This is a genomic window from Phenylobacterium aquaticum (assembly GCF_022695515.1).
Classification (GTDB): domain Bacteria; phylum Pseudomonadota; class Alphaproteobacteria; order Caulobacterales; family Caulobacteraceae; genus Phenylobacterium; species Phenylobacterium aquaticum.
Map to the genome: position 1 here is coordinate 382213 of NZ_JALDPT010000001.1, position 14702 is coordinate 396914.

Annotated in this window: 12 protein-coding genes and 1 pseudogene; 2 read left to right on the top strand and 11 right to left on the bottom strand. The window is 69.6% G+C overall.

From position 1 onward, the window contains the following. Positions 1-2: 2 nt before the first annotated feature. The 9 genes and pseudogenes from MQH10_RS01765 to MQH10_RS01800 all read right to left on the bottom strand — a co-directional run bounded on the left by MQH10_RS01765 (position 3) and on the right by MQH10_RS01800 (position 7288). Positions 3-1478 carry a sensor histidine kinase gene (locus MQH10_RS01765; protein ID WP_242562350.1) on the bottom strand — a complete coding sequence of 492 codons (1476 nt, stop codon included), beginning with the start codon at positions 1476-1478 and terminating at the stop codon, positions 3-5. After that, complete coding sequence (locus MQH10_RS27000) at positions 1475-1606, bottom strand: helix-turn-helix domain-containing protein (protein WP_419720746.1); 132 nt, start codon at positions 1604-1606, stop codon at positions 1475-1477. Before MQH10_RS27000 ends, MQH10_RS01765 begins: the two co-directional genes overlap by 4 nt. A gap of 281 nt (positions 1607-1887) precedes the next feature. Continuing rightward, positions 1888-2175 (bottom strand): annotated as a pseudogene (locus tag MQH10_RS27005) (response regulator); the annotation flags it as partial. A gap of 152 nt (positions 2176-2327) precedes the next feature. Beyond that, a complete protein-coding gene (locus tag MQH10_RS01775) occupies positions 2328-3083 on the bottom strand; it encodes an alpha/beta hydrolase (RefSeq protein WP_242562352.1) in 756 nt (251 codons plus the stop codon). 202 nt (positions 3084-3285) lie between these two features. Next, positions 3286-3606 carry a ubiquitin family protein gene (locus tag MQH10_RS01780; RefSeq protein ID WP_242562353.1) on the bottom strand — a complete coding sequence of 107 codons (321 nt, stop codon included), beginning with the start codon at positions 3604-3606 and terminating at the stop codon, positions 3286-3288. A gap of 34 nt (positions 3607-3640) precedes the next feature. Then, a complete protein-coding gene (locus tag MQH10_RS01785; protein ID WP_242562354.1) occupies positions 3641-3943 on the bottom strand; it encodes a ubiquitin-like protein in 303 nt (100 codons plus the stop codon). Between the two features lie 84 nt (positions 3944-4027). Continuing rightward, complete coding sequence (locus tag MQH10_RS01790) at positions 4028-4681, bottom strand: SUEL-type lectin domain-containing protein (protein ID WP_242562355.1); 654 nt, start codon at positions 4679-4681, stop codon at positions 4028-4030. A gap of 60 nt (positions 4682-4741) precedes the next feature. Next, positions 4742-6469 carry a type II secretion system protein GspD gene (locus MQH10_RS01795; protein WP_242562356.1) on the bottom strand — a complete coding sequence of 576 codons (1728 nt, stop codon included), beginning with the start codon at positions 6467-6469 and terminating at the stop codon, positions 4742-4744. A 165-nt stretch (positions 6470-6634) separates the two neighbouring features. Beyond that, positions 6635-7288, bottom strand: coding sequence for a response regulator transcription factor (locus MQH10_RS01800; protein ID WP_242562357.1), 654 nt, complete (start codon positions 7286-7288; stop codon positions 6635-6637). 201 nt (positions 7289-7489) lie between these two features. On the opposite strand from MQH10_RS01800, the gene MQH10_RS01805 reads away from it, so the two are divergent. Next, the gene (locus tag MQH10_RS01805) at positions 7490-9919 is read left to right on the top strand and encodes a sensor histidine kinase (RefSeq protein WP_242562358.1); all 2430 of its coding nucleotides are present in this window, start codon (positions 7490-7492) and stop codon (positions 9917-9919) included. Between the two features lie 30 nt (positions 9920-9949). Here the strand turns inward: MQH10_RS01805 and MQH10_RS01810 are convergent, their stop codons facing one another. Together MQH10_RS01810 and MQH10_RS01815 are read right to left on the bottom strand one after the other, a co-directional pair. Further along, a complete protein-coding gene (locus MQH10_RS01810; protein ID WP_242562359.1) occupies positions 9950-12373 on the bottom strand; it encodes a YbcC family protein in 2424 nt (807 codons plus the stop codon). Positions 12374-12392: 19 nt separating this feature from the next. Next, positions 12393-13952, bottom strand: coding sequence for a proton-conducting transporter transmembrane domain-containing protein (locus MQH10_RS01815; protein ID WP_242562360.1), 1560 nt, complete (start codon positions 13950-13952; stop codon positions 12393-12395). Positions 13953-14061: 109 nt separating this feature from the next. On the opposite strand from MQH10_RS01815, the gene MQH10_RS01820 reads away from it, so the two are divergent. Continuing rightward, a complete protein-coding gene (locus MQH10_RS01820) occupies positions 14062-14643 on the top strand; it encodes a LysR family transcriptional regulator (protein WP_242562361.1) in 582 nt (193 codons plus the stop codon). Positions 14644-14702 lie beyond the last annotated feature (59 nt).

Below are 14702 nucleotides of genomic sequence, written 5' to 3' on the forward strand. Positions count from 1 at the left end.
GATCACGCCGGGGCGAGGGGCAGGCGGACCTCCACCAGGAGCCCCTTCCCCGGCGACTTCAGGACAATGTCTCCGCCATGGGCGCGGGCGATGGAGCGCGCCACTGACAGGCCCAGGCCCGCGCCCATGGCGTGGGCCCGCGCCTGCTCGGTGCGGAAGAACGGCGCAAAGGCCTTTTCCAGGTCCTCCGGCCCAATGCCCGGTCCTTCGTCGGCGATCTCCACCACGGCCGCGTCCCGATCCCGGCCCACCCGCACCCGGGCGCAGCCGCCATATTTGACCGCGTTGTCGATCAAGTTCGCGAACAGCCTCTGCAGGGACACCGGGTGGCCATCGACGATCAGGGCCTCGTCCAGGTCCATCGTCGCGTCGGCGCCGGTCAGGGCCGCATCATCCACGGCGCAGGCCACCAGGGAGGCCAGGTCCAGCCGCTCCCGCGGGGTGGGATCCTGGCCATCGCGCACAAAGGCCAGCACCCCGCCGATCATCTGCTCCATCTGTTCGACGTCGGACAGGATGGCGGCGCGGACCTCCGGGCTCGCCTTTTCCAGCTTGAAGCGGATGCGGGTGAGCGGGGTGCGCAGATCGTGCGAGATCGCGCCGACCATGCCTACGCGGTCGGCGACGAAGCGGCGGATGCGCTGCTGCATCTCATTGAACGCCCGGGCCGCCACCCCGACTTCCGCCGGGCCGTCCGGCGCGATCATCGGCCCCTGGGGATCACGGCCCAGGCGTTCGGCGGACAGGGCGAAGCCGCTGATCGGCGCCGCGATCCGGCGCGCGAACCAGTAGCCAAGGGGCGCGGTGACCAGCAGTCCCGCCCCCAGCCAGAATAGCACACGGCGCACCCATTCGGTCTCCGGCGCCGGCGACACCACCACCCACACGCCATCCGGCCGTCGCCAGGCGGCGGCGAACTCACCGAAGAAGGTCGTGGAGCTCGTTCGGATCGCCCGCGGTTCTCCCGGGGGCGGTCCAGAGGGCGGCCCGGACGGCGGTCCGGACGGCGGTCCGGAGACTCCGTCTCGCGGCGGCGGCGGGCCGCGCTCGGCCTGAAGGTTGCGCGGGGGGCCAGGCGGCGCCCCGGGCGGCCGGCGGTCGGCATGACCCGGCCCCCCGCCCGAGGTCAATTCCACAAGGCGGGACGGGCTCCGGAAATGCAGCCGAACGGTCTCCACCGGCGTGGCGAGCAGGCGGGCGAGCGTCTCCGACCGCTGGCCGGGGCCCATCATCTGGTCATCGGCGAACTCGGGCGGCAGATCCTGGACCTCCACCCGGCGCAGAGGCCTTCGGTTGTCGGTGCGGATGGGATCCCCCCGCAGCACCGCGGCCACTTCGGTCACGTCATAGCGGGGCGGCTGGGCCGGCGGCATGAGCACGACCGCCACCACGGTCATGGCCTGAGCCAGGAGAATGACGGCCAGGATCAGGACCATCATCTGCCCGGTCAGACTGAGGCGGTCAGAGGCGCGGGTCACGCGCGCAGCACCTGGCAGTCAAGGACATAGCCCGGGCCCCAGCGGGTCTGGATGAACTCGGCGGCGCCGTGGGTCTGGAGCTTCCGACGCAGGCGGCTGATCTGCAGGTCGACCGCGCGGCTATCCACTTCGGCGGCGCGCCCAGCAGCTCCTCGCGGGAGAGGATGCGCCCGGGCGCCTCCAGCATGGCCCCGAGCAGACCCGCCTCGCCCAGGGTCAGCACCACATTGGTCCCTGACGGCGCACGCAGCTGACGGCGCGAGGGCTCATAGATGAAGCCGGCGAAGTGATAGACCACCTGGCGGGTGCGGGCGCCCTTGGCGGACTCCGCGCCACGTCGCAGCACCGACCGCACCCGGGCCAGCAGTTCGCGCGGACTGAACGGCTTGGCCAGATAGTCGTCAGCGCCGATCTCCAGGCCCAGCACGCGGTCGAATTCCTCCCCGGCGGCGCTGGCGATGATCACCGCCGGACTGCGACGAACGGCCAGGCGTCGGCAGATCGACAGCCCGCCCTCTCCCGGCAGGTTGAGGTCGAGCACGATCAGGTTCACCGAATGGGTCGCCAGGACCTCATCCATCTCCGCGGCGTCGGCCGCCGTCAGGACCCTGAGGCCGTTTTCGGCCAGATAGCCGCCGATCTGGGTCCTGAGCCCCAGGTCGTCGTCCACCAATAGAACGCAGGCGTCCTCGATCATCGCGCGGTTCGTGTCCTCCTCAGACGCTACGGCCTGGAGCGCCAGTGGAGATCAAGCCGCCTTCGACTGCAACCACCGCCGTACGGCGCCCCACGGGCGTCGAGGGGGGATCGCCCGCCCCGGGGGAGCTCCACCGTTCGCCCGATGCGACCTCAGCCGCCCGGCGAACCATAAAGGGCTCGAAAGGCTTGCAGCGCCGCGGGGTGATAGATTCCCCCGTGGGTTTCGCCGGGCCGCGTGACGGTCCAGGTGAGTCCGGCCGGGCGGGTGTCGCGAAACGCCGCCTCAAGCTGGTCCTGCTCCGCCCGATCCTTGCGGGCCTGATCGGCGGGCGGCGGCGGATCGTCAAAGGCGATCCAGGCCCGGGCCCCTGCGAACCGGGCGCGCTGAAGATCGGCCTTGGCCTCGGCCGCCAGGGCGCCCTGGTTCCACCAGAGACTGGGACTGACGATGACATAGTCGTCGAAGCTCGACGGCTCCCGCAGCAGGGTCTCGGCCACGAAGAGGCCGGCGAGGGATTCGCCCATCAAGGCCCAGCGGCCATTGGTCCGATAGCGGGCCGCCACCCAGGGCTTCAGGTCTTCGCGGAGAAAGCGGCGATAGGCCGCTGCGCCGCCGGCGGTCGGCAGGCGCTTCTGGTCCGCGGCGTTCGTCGCCGGCGAGGTCAGATCATGCTTGCGATCCACGCCCTCGATCCCGACCACGATGAGCGGCTGGCCCTGGCCGTAGGCCGCATTGATCTGGGCCAGGCCGGTGATGTGGTGGAAATCCTCCCGCTCGCCGCCATCCAGCAGGACCAGCACCGGAAAGGTTCGGCCGGATTCTCCATATCCGTCCGGCAGATAGACATTGATCCGCCGTCGGTCGCCCAGGACCGTCGAGGTCATCTCATAGGACCGACCGATCACGATATCGCGGCCGGGACTGTCCGACCCCGCGGGCTGGGCCGCGCGGTCGAGGACAGGGACAGGGCGAGCACGGCGCAGGCGACGAGGCGCGCGGCGAGGAAGGGGCGGGTCATCGCCCTAACGGACAGTCGGGACGGCGCGGCGTCAATGACGACGTGGGACAGGCCCACCCCACCGGAGGTCCAGGTCGGGCCGGGCGCCCCTAGCTGTTGGGCGTAGCCTGGGCGCGGACGACGGCCCGGAAGTCCGTATAGATCCCATAGCTCTCAAGCGTCCTGGCGGCCTCGTTGAGCATGGCCGGCTTCGGGGCGATGACCTGGATGGACATGTACTTGGCGGCGATCCCGGTGACCGGTTCGATCTGACCGCGCAGCGCCGAGATCGGGAAGGTGGTGTCCGTGTCGATCACAGCGGTCTTGTTGGCGTAGACGACGGTGACCTTCACCGGCGCGGCGGCGGCGGGTGTGACCAGGGCGAGCATCGGGACGAGCGCCAGCGGCGCCAGGAACGGCTTCAGGTTCATTGCAATCTCCGTGGGAATTCGGGGGTGGATCTCTTCAGCCGCCGCGCAGCCGGAGGACCAGTTGGAGGGTCTCCTCCTTCTGGATGCCGTAATCGGACAGCGCCCTGCCGTCTTCGAGTTGCTTGCCCTTGTAGATCAGACGCTGCTGATCAGGAGGAATTCCCTCCTTTTCTTGAAGCTTTTGCTTGACCGATTCGATGCCGTCCGAGAGCTCGACATCCAGGGTGATGGTCTTGCCGGTCAGGGTCTTCACATAGATCTGGGCCGCCAGCGCGGGCGCCGGAACGACGATGGGCAGCGTCAAGGCGGCCAGGAGAATGTGGCGGCGGGTGGTCATGACGGACGTCTCAGGCATTTGGATTCTCACCGCGGTTTGGAAGGCGGCGGCGCGCCCCAGGGCCGCGCCGCCGCAGCCAGGGTGTTACGGGCAGACGAAGTGGGCCGTCTGGCCGTCGTTCATGAGCGCCGCCGGCATCTGCGTGCTCTTCGAATGATCCGGCGAGATGCAGGCCCACTGCACGTACATCATCGGCGGATTCAGCGGGTGCGCCGCGCCGATGTCCGCGAGGTGCAAGGTGAAGACGCAATCGCGCTTGCCGACGCACTGGGCCGTGAAGATGCTCTTGGCCTTGTCGTAGGAGACGCCGAACATGTCGACGTTCGCCACCGCGGAGATGACCGGGAGGCTGGCGGCGGGGTTCGCCGCCGCGGCCTGAGGACAGCTGATGGTGAGCGGGTGGCCCTCGTCCACGGAAGCGAGCGGTTGAGCCAGGCCGGAGCAGTTGAAGCTGATCCAGAGCTTCTTCGGATGCATCGGGGCCAGATCGCCGAAGTGCTGATTATCCGCCGGCACGGTGCAGCTCGTCTGGCCCTGGCACATGTTGGTCACCATGCTGTTCACGGGGCCCTGCTGGGGCGGCAGATGCCCGACATCGGCGGGCGGCATCTTGGGATCGTCCTTGGCGCCGTAGGCGGCGAACTGGATGCCGATCGTGCCGGCCGCGGCCGGGTTGGCCCCCAGGGCGAGGCCCATCGCGGTCGCCGCCGCGAGCAGGCTGGTGAGTGTCTTCTTCATGATAGCCCCCAATTTTTGGCTGGTTTGACGTACAGGCCCGGCGCGTGAGCCGGGGAAAGCTCAGTTGCCGACGGAGGGCTTGCCCTCGGTCACCTGGCCGCGGTCACCCGGGTGGACCTGGGGCACGCCGCCCCCGCCGATGTTGCGGCCGACCGACCAGGGGAGCAGGGTGTAGGAGTAGCTGCGGCCGATCAGGAACGCCCGGTTCATGTCCGCGTCGAAGGCGTTGGTGATGTCGGTCATGTCGTTGGAATCGTCGACAATGTAGGGCGTCAGCAGCAGCACCAGATCGACCTTGCCGCCGGTCACCGTGTCGGCCCGGAACGCCTGGCCCAGCACGGGAATGTCCTTCATCAGCGGCACGCCGCCATTGCCCTTGGTGTACTGGTCCTCGATCAGCCCGCCGAGCAGGGCGGTGTCGCCCTCCTGCAGGGACAGGGTGGTCTGCAGCGAGCGCTTGAGAATGACCGGGCTGTTGATGGCCGCCACCGCGTCCGGCTGCTGGGCCGAGATCTCCTGGTTCACCTGCAGGTCGACCCGGTCGCCATAGACCACCGGCTTGATGCGCAGGATGGTCCCGGTCTGGCGGTAGGTGATCTGCTCCAGAATGGCCGACTGGCCGTTGTTCTGGATGTTGGTGCTGGCCACCTGGGTGATGATCGGGACGTCGGAACCGACCTGGACCGAGGCTTCCGATCCGGAGCGGACGAAGACCCTCGGGCGCGAGAGCAGGTTGACCTTGTTGTTCGAGGCGTAGGCCTGGAAGGTCGCGCCGATGTCTCGGCCAGTGAACACATAGCTAAAGCCCGTCTTGGCCAGCCCGAGACCGCCCTTGGTGCCGCCGACGGACGAGGTGTGCGGCGAATGCTGCTGGAAATAGAACTCCAGGCCGTACTGGGTCTCGTCATTCAGCGACACCTCGGCGACCTCGGCCTGGATCAGCACCTGCTTGGGCCTGACATCCAGCTTGGTCAGCAGCTCGTGGACCTCCTGGTACTTCCGGTAAGTCCCGGCGAAGAGGATCTTGTTGCCGACGGTGTCGACCATCACCGCCCCGTTCAGAGCGGCGTTGGGCGTCCCCAGGGGCGCGGCGCCCGGCAGGGAGGCGGCCAGGTTGGACGCGTCGGTGTTGCGCACCCGATAGACGAAGACGCTGTTGGCGTTGGGATCGCCGGCGTAGGCGTCCACCTGTTCGGTCAGGGCCCGGATGCGTCCGACCTCATCGGCGCCCACCAGGATGAACACCTCATCGGTCTTGCCGTGCGGCACGATGGTGACCACGTGGCCTCCCTTGAGGTCCGACGAGGTCTGGACGCCGCTCTCCCCCAGGGCGGCGGCGAGCTTCTTGGCGAAGGTGTCGACGCTCAGGAACTCCGGCTCGACGATCGCGGCGTGCATGCCCTGGAACGCCGGGCTGTCGACCCCCTTGAGCTTGTCGACGACGATCGCGACCTGCCGCTCCTCGCCGGTGAGGATCAGGGTGTTCTTGGCCGTATCGACCGAAATCCGGACGTCGTTGGGCTCTCCATAGACGTAGCGGGCGAAGGGCAGCAGGCTGTAGGCCTCCAGCGCGGTCAGGGTCACCGACTCGGTGACCTCCTTCTCGGTGAACACCGTGGACTTCCCCGCCTTCTGCGCGGCGGTTCGGCTGACGTCGTCGCTGATGTCCTGGAACTGGCTGCGGTGATCCGGCGGATGCCGCGGCAGGGGCTGCTGATGGACGTCCATCTGCGGAAAGGACTCGCAGCCCGCGAGCGCAAGGCTCGCCGCGCCCAGCATCAGGCGCATTGCAAAAGACCGGTTCAAAAGCATCCCCCAAAGCCCGACACGGCGGAGGATCGCCCCATGTCGCCCCCGCATCGCCGAAGCTAGCCGGAGGGGCGGAAGACTGAACTGGTCGGTCGGCAGAACCGGACTGTACGATCGTACAGGGGGCGAGGCGCCCGAAGCGGTCTAGAAGTCGTCGGCGGAGACGAGCCGCTCGCGGACGGCCAGGGCCGCGGCTTCCGCCCGGTTGGAGACCTCGAGTTTCGCCAGGAGGGCGCTCACATGATAGCGCGCGGTCGGCACGGAGACCCCCAGATAGCGGGCGATCTCGGGATTGGTGTAGCCCTTGGTCAGCAGGGCCAGGGTGGTCCGCTGCTGTTCGCCAAGCTCGATCGCAGGCTTCGACCGGCCAGGGTCAGGCCGGGTTTCGGAAGGCGCGGGCGCGACTTCGGTCAGCACCACCTCGCCCGCGTGAACCCGCAGGATCGCACTCACCAGCTCCTCGGCGGACACGATCTTGGACAGGAAGCCGCTGGCCCCGGCCGCCACCATGTCGCTGACCGTGCGCTGATCATGGAAGGTGCTGAGGCCGACGACCTTGGTCTTGGGGTGAAAACGGCGGATCGCCTCGGTGGCGCCGATGCCGCCCATGCCCTCCATCCGGACATCCATCAGCACAATGTCGGGGCGATGCTTCTGACAGAGGAACAACGCCTCCTCCCCGTTCTCCGCCTCCCCGACCACCTCCATGTCGGCCCGGCCGCCGATCACCCGTGCGAGGCCCGCCCGCACCAGCATGTGGTCGTCCGCCAGAAGAATTCGAATTGGGGGCTGTTCCATGGGCGGCTTAAATCGGGGACCTCTAGGGACAGGACGCGCGAAGGCGGGCCGTCCAGGATGAACGACATGCGGCAAAATGCACGGCCCGATGGCGCTGGGGAAGCGCCGGCATATTTCGGGCCGCCAAATCGGCGGCGTCTGCCCCGGACTCATGCGATCGCGACATCCCCCGCGGTCGGCCGACGGAGTCTTTAGCCCTCGATGTGGAATCCGGCCGCGCTTAGCTATCTGGCCGAGCTCACCCTGGTGCTCGTCCTGACCTTCTGTTTCCTGCGCCAACTTCAGGATGAGCGCAGGGCCTGGCGCATGCAGGGTGCGACCCTGTTCCTCACCCTGACCATGCTCGGCCTGACCGGCGCGATCCTCTTCTCCCTGCTTCGCTCGCAGCTGGGCGGCTTCTATGACACCTACGCCATGCCGTGGGAGCCGCTGACCTCGCCGCGGATCCTGGCGCCGGCCTGGGTCCCCGTCGCCGGAAGCGGGGCGGTGGTGGCCTTTGTCCAGTTCGCCTATCGCTTTCCGCGCAACCTTCCGGGCGCGGAACGTGAGCGGCGGATCATCGGGGCGATCTCCCTGGTCCTGCTTCTGGCGGAGGCCGGCGCGGCGCTGGCGACCGACTGGTCGATCCTGCATCGGACGGCCTGGTACAAGCCGCAAATCGCCAACCTCTGGATCGGCGCCGCCGTCTGCTGGGGCGGCTGGGTGTTCCTGCGCCAGGTCTTCGTCGCTCAGCAGGAGGCCGGGGGGCGGGCCGATCTGGGCGGACTCTTCCGGCGCGGCCTTCCGCGTTCGGCCGCCGCGGCGCGCGCCTATCTCGTCCTGCTAATCCTGCCCCTGATCCAGGTCGCGATGCTGGCCGCAGGCCAGAGCCGATTGTTCGACCTGCTCCCCCTGGATGTCATCAGCTGCTGGATGGTGCTGGCCCTGCTCACGGGCTTCAGCCTCATCTATTTCAGCTACCAGGCCGACCAGTCCTCCTTCATGCTGAAGATGGTGGTGATCAGCCTCGCCCTGGTTCTGGGCGTGCTGGCCGGCTTCGACTGGCTCATCGACCCGGCCTTCATCGAGGACTTCCACCCACCGGCCGCGGTGACCACCGGCACGACCCTGCGATTTGTTCCGGACGGCAAGGGCGGCTACGCGGCCGGACTGGCGCCCTTTGCGCCGGACAGCCTGGGCGGAGCGCCGATCACGGCGCCGGACGGCCGTCTCGATCTGCCCTTCGCCTTTCCCTTCTACGGCGCGGACCGACGGACCCTGTTCGTCAGTCCGAACGGCGCGGTCGGCTTCGCCCGGACGCCGGATTGGCTCGACCTGGCCATGGGCTACGGCTCCCAGCCAGCGATCTATCCCCTCGCCATCCGCATGATCCCGCAGAGCGGAACGGGGGTCACCGCGGCGCGCGGATCCGATCGGGTCGTGCTGAGATGGAAAGCCGAATGCGGCCGCGGCGCCCGTCGCGGCCAGTGCCAGCTGCAGCTGGTCCTGCATCGCGACGGCGTCATCGACATGAACTATCTGGAAACACCGGACTCTCCGGCCGTCGAACTGTTCGAACCCAGGGCCGCGCCCTGGTTCTTTGGCGTCACCTCAGGCGCCGACCCCGCGCCGCGCCCGGTTGTGCTCGCCGGCGGACGGGTCGCGCAGGGCGCACCGGGGCAGGCCCTGATCCAGGACGAGTATCTCGCCTTCCTGCAACGGCTGAACCATGTCTACGCGCCGCTCGCCTGGCTGATGCTGGCGGCCGCGGCGGCCGTCTCGATCGCCCTGCCCACCTATTTCCGCCTGAACCTCATTCGGCCCATGGGCGCGCTGCTGGAGGGGATGAAGACCTTCCAGGCGGGCGATTTCGGCGTGCGGGTCCCGATCACCCACAATGACGAGATCGGCTACCTCACCGGCGCCTTCAACGAGATGGCGGGCGCCCTGCAATCCTTGGTCACGGACCTGGAGAACCAGGTCGCCGATCGCGTGGGCGAGGTCAGTCGTTTCGCGGCCAAGACCGCGCTGCTGGAGGAGCGGAGCCGTCTGGCGGCGGAACTGCACGACACGGTCAGCCAGAACCTGTTTTCGGCGTCGCTCATCGCCGACTCCCTGTCGGCCCAGATGCAGGCCGGCGCCGGCGACCAACGGGAGGCGGTCGAACAGATCCGGTCGCTCAACCGCCATGCCCTTGAGGAAGTCCGCACCCTGATGACCGACCTGCACGCCGAGAAGCTGGCGGGCTCGCCGCTGTCGTCGCTGCTGCGCGAGCTGGTCGATCAGTTCGCGGCCGCCAATCGCCTGCCGGTCGACGCGAACATCGAAGGCAAGGCCATGTTGCCCACCCTGGTGCAGGCGATGTTCTACCGCGTGGCCCAGGAGACCCTGTCCAACGTCGCGCGCCATGCCCGGGCCAGCCGGGTCGAGGTGCGGCTGGCCACTGACCACGGCCGCGCCGAACTGACCATTTCGGACAACGGCCGCGGCTTCGACGCCTCAGAGATTCCGCCCGGCCATCTGGGCTTGCAGATCATGAGCTACCGGGCCGGGCTGGTCGGCGCGCAACTGACGGTCTCAAGCCGCCCGGGCGTGGGGACGACCCTGACCTTGAACTGGCCCGTCGAGGCCCGCGCCGCGCCCGCCGTCTGACGCCGCCCTAAAGCGGGCGATGGCGCGGCTTCACGCGGCGGTCCGGGGCGTGAGATCCGCGGATGGGTCCGCTCGATCCTCGGCGATCCAGCCCAGGTCGCCGGCGTAGCGCCACGCCATCCGACCCGCCTGGTCGAGGGCGAAGAGGTGGAGCCAGCGATTGTCGAACAGGGCCCGCACCTGCGGATGGCGCGCCAGGATCTCGCTCATCGCCTGACGGGGCGCCTCGACGCAGACCGTGAGCCTCAGGGGCTCGTGGACATAGCGCTCGCCGTCGTGCACCGACTGCCAGGGCAGACCCGTGCGCAGCAGCCCGCCATTGCCCTCTAGCACGCCCATGCCGCCGGTGACGTTGTGCAGCAGCTTGTCGCCGCCGCCGAACACCGAGGGCGCCACGGCCGATCCGTAATATTGCAGGCTGATCCAGCTCGCCACGACGACGGGCGCGGTCAGGATCAGCTCCAGCACGCTGAAGTCCTGATCGATCTTCCAGTCATAGTCATGCAGGAAGGCCCGCCCCTCCAGGCTCTTGCCGGCCGTTCGCCGACGCGGTGCGGCGATGAAGGCCTGGCAGCCCGCGAGCCCCCATTCGGGCCGCACCTCCGCCCAGTCTCGACTGCGCCGCGCGACGGCCGCCGGCCCGTCCGCTCGCGGCAGGCGCAGGGCCCGCTCTCCCCGGCTGACCCGGCCCGCGGCGGCGAGCCACAGCCCGGCCTGGTCGAGATCGGCGGCGTGGGAGACCGCGGGATGGTCCTGCTCATACAGGGTCACCTGATCGGTGGTGGTGTCATGCAGGGCGGCGACGAACAAGGTGTCGGCAGGGATCCTGATCCCCCTGCCCGCCAGGCTGACCCGAACCTCGGGGTCATTCAGCAGACCGGCCAGCAGCCGCGCATTGACCTCGCCGGAATAGCCGCCGCAGGCCCCGCAATGCAGCGCGCTGGCGTGCGGGTTGTTGACCACATTGGCCCCGTGGCCCGCCAGCAGGACGAGCCGGGCGAACCGGTCGGTCAGGGACATGGCCCTCAACACGGTCTCGGCCGCCTGAATCCGCGCCGCCAGATCCAGCGGGGGATCGAACCGCGGCGCCGGATCGTCAGGCGCCGACGCGCCGTGCAGCCCCAGGGCGTCGCTCAGGAGCTTGCTGGCATAGACCGGCCCGGTGGCCTCGACGAAGGCGAAGGACGACACGGCGGCGAGCTTGAACCGGCCCCAGGCTCGCTTGGCCCGCGCCTTGATCCGCGCCAGCCGGTCGGACGCCGCGTCGACGAGGTCGCCCGAACAGGACCGCAGACCGGGGTTGAGGAGCACGGGAAGCCGCAGGTCCTCGACGTCGGAGGCGAAGCGCCGATGCGAGGTCGCCAGGCCGAAGAAGCCCGCGAAGCCGAGGGTCTGGACCTGGGGGCTGAGGGATTCCAGGGCGCGCCGGAACACCTCTGAGCGGACGTCGATGCAGAAGGCGGCCTGCAGTGCGGGACGGGTCTCCGCGGGCTCGGGTCCCGGCGCGGCCAGCAGTTCGGCCAGGCTCCGCTGGGCGGCGCGCTCGGCGGCCTCCTGCAGGATGGCGTCGACCACGTGGTCGGTGCGCGGCGCGACGGGCGCCGCATGCTGGGCCAGGGCGGCCGCCCAGGCCGGCGCGATCTGGTCGCGATAGCGCTCGAACAGGGCCGTCTCCCAGATCAGCCGGATGGCCAGGAGGTCGGTGATCGTCGCGTCCGTCCCGCCCGCAAGTTCCGCCTGCCAGAGCCGGTAGCGCGCCGTCTGGGCCCAGCCGCCGAGGGTCATCAGCATCTGGTGGAAATAGGTCTCGAGCGCCGCAGGCGGCAGGCCGAGCCGGGACGCGGCCTCGGCGACGGCGTCGGAGGCCTGCTCGGGCGCTTCGGAGACCAGGGTGGCGAAGCCCGGAAGACCGACGATCTCGGGAGTCAGGTCGTGGGTCGCGACCGCGCGCCAGGCGGCGTAGGCGCCCCGGCCCCGCGGCGCGGTCCAGAGCGCCTGTCCCTCGTCGAAATAGCCCGCCGCCCAGGCCCCGAGCCGCTCGGCGATCAGCCCCGGCCAGTCGAGGCCGGAGGCCTGGGCCGCCAGGTCGGCGACCGTCTGCGCCGCCCGGACCGCGGGCCCCGGCGCGCGTATCAGGGCCTTCAGGGTGGAAAGGTCGGAGGGACGAAGGTCCGCCGGGGCGCTCGCCAGGGCCGCGGACAGATCGGCGTCGGAGACGGCGCCGTCGGCGATGCGGGCCTGATGCCAGCTGCGCGGCAGGGTGACGCCCACCCCGGCGACCCGCTCCAGCCGCGCCCCGGCCGTGGCGAGGTCTTCGCCGGTCTGGCCGAGGAACGGATTGACCGCGACGCTGGAGGCCAGTGGCCAGGCCGGGGGAATGGCGCGCGCCGCACGATCGGCGGCCGCGCTCAGGGTCCGGGCGTCGAGGACGCCGGACTGGGCTTGGGAGATCATGGATCCTACTCCGGTAAGGTCAGGTGGAGCTGCGCAGGCGCCAGCCGCCCAGCAGGCGGTCGAAGGCGGCGTTGACGTAGAAGCCGTTGGAGAGATGCACCCGCAGGCCGGCGGCCGCCGGGTGGAAGGCCCAGAGCGGGAACATGGCCTGCACCACGGCCACCAGGCCGAAGCTGAGGACCGCCAGCACGATCAGCGTCCATTGCAGCGGTCCGGGCGATGGCGCGGCGGGCAGGACGCCCGCCGTCAGCCAGACGGCGAACACCTGGAGCCCGAAATAGCTGACCGAGGTGGCGACGGCGTAGACGATGGTGCGCCGGGTGAGCGCCCGGGGCGCGGCGTCCGCCAGACCCTGGGCCAGCATATAGGCGACGCCGAAGATCAGGATCGCGCCGAGCGCGATCGCCTGGGGCGACTTGTACAGGACGCCGAACCCCAGCCCGACCACCGCATAGATCGCCAGGGCCAGGAGGAAGGCCCGACCGACCGCGCCCGCCTTGGGGATCGCCACCGGACCGGGGCGCCGGTTGGCGGCGATGGTCTCGACCGCCCCACCAGAGGACAGGAAGGCGTGGGCCTTGTAGAGCGAATGGGCGACGATGTGCAGCATGGCGAGCGGGAAGAGCGCCAGCCCGCACTCCAGGATCATGAAGCCCATCTGGGCGACGGTGGACCAGGCCAGCGAGGTCTTCACCGCCGGCTGGGTGAGCATGACGAGACCGCCGAACAGGGCCGTGAAGCCGCCGATCATCACCAGAGCCGCCAGGACGCCGGGCGCCAGCAGCATCACATCGGCCAGCCGGATCAGCAGGAAACCGCCGGCGTTGATGACGCCCGCATGCAGCAGGGCCGACACTGGCGTCGGCGTCTCCATCACCTCGGTCAGCCAGCCGTGGGTCGGGAACTGCGCCGACTTGAGCAGGGCCGCGACGCCGAGCAACCCGGCCGCCGCGATCGCCAGCCCGCCGCCGGCCCCCGCGCGGGCGGACTGCAGGACGGTGGCGATGTCGCCCGTCCCATAGGCCAGGACGAGCAGCCCTGCCGCGCCCAGGAGGGCGGCGTCGCCAAGGCGCGCGGTGACGAACTTCTTGGCCGCCGCCCGCCGGGCCGCGATGCGGCCAGGATGGAACAGCAGCAGCCGGTGCAGGAACAGGCTGGTGGCGACCCAGGCCGCGACGAGCTGGCCCAGATTGCCCGCCAGCACCAGCAGCAAGACTGACGCCAGGGTGAGGCAGAGCCAGCCGGTGAAGGCGCCCTGCCGCGCCTCGCCGTCCAGATAGGTCGCCGCATATCGCACCACGACCCAGCCGATGAACGCGACCAGCAGCATCATCACGGCGCTGACGGCGTCGAGGCGCAGGGACAGGCCCAGACCGCCCCATCCGACCAGGCGGCTGGTCTCGGGGCCGTGGAGCCCAAGCCCGATCGCGGACGCCACGGCGACGGCCAGCGCCCCCAGGGCGGCGAGCTCGGCGACCCTCGGCGCCAGCCCGGGCCGTGGGCCGGGGCTGCAGAACCCGACAACGGCGCTGAGCACCAGCGCGGCCGGAGCCAGAAGCGGCAGGAGATCGTTGGGCAATGGCTGTCCCCCTGATTGCGTCGAACGGATCGACGGGGAGAGCTATCCGCAGGCCGGGCTCCTGGAAAATTCATTGTTTCGCGGATTTCGTTCTGTTTTATAGAACGATATGGCCCAGCTGAATTTCAACCACCTCCGCTACTTCTGGGCGGTCGCCCACGAGGGCAGCCTGACCCGCGCCGCGGAGCGGATGAACCTCTCGCAGTCGGCTCTGTCGGTGCAGATCCAGAAGCTCGAGCACCAGATGGGCCATCCCCTGTTCGATCGGGTCGGCAAGAAGCTGATCCTGACCGAGGCCGGCCAGATCGCGCTGGACTATGCCGACACGGTCTTCCAGGCCGGCGACGAGCTGATGAGCACCCTGGAGGGCCGCCCGCTCGCCAGCCGCCAGATTCTGCGGGTGGGCGCGCTCACCACCCTGTCGCGCAATTTTCAGCTGGAGTTTCTGCGCCCCCTGGTCGGCCGGGCCGATGTGGAGCTGATCGTCCGGTCCGGGACGATGCGGGACCTGCTGGCCCAGCTGGACGCCCACGCCATCGATGTGGTGCTGGCCAACAGCGCCGCTCAGCGCGACGCGCGCGCGCCGTTCCGCAACCACCTGCTCAATGAGCAGCCGGTCAGCCTGGTCGGCCGCCCGCGTCCCGGCGGGGCGAAGGTCCTGTGTGGATGGCTCCCGCATTGCAAGGGTTGATGTGAGGTTTCGGCGTCGTGGTCGGGTGCAGTCTTGTGTCCGGCCTGTTTGCGCGGTCA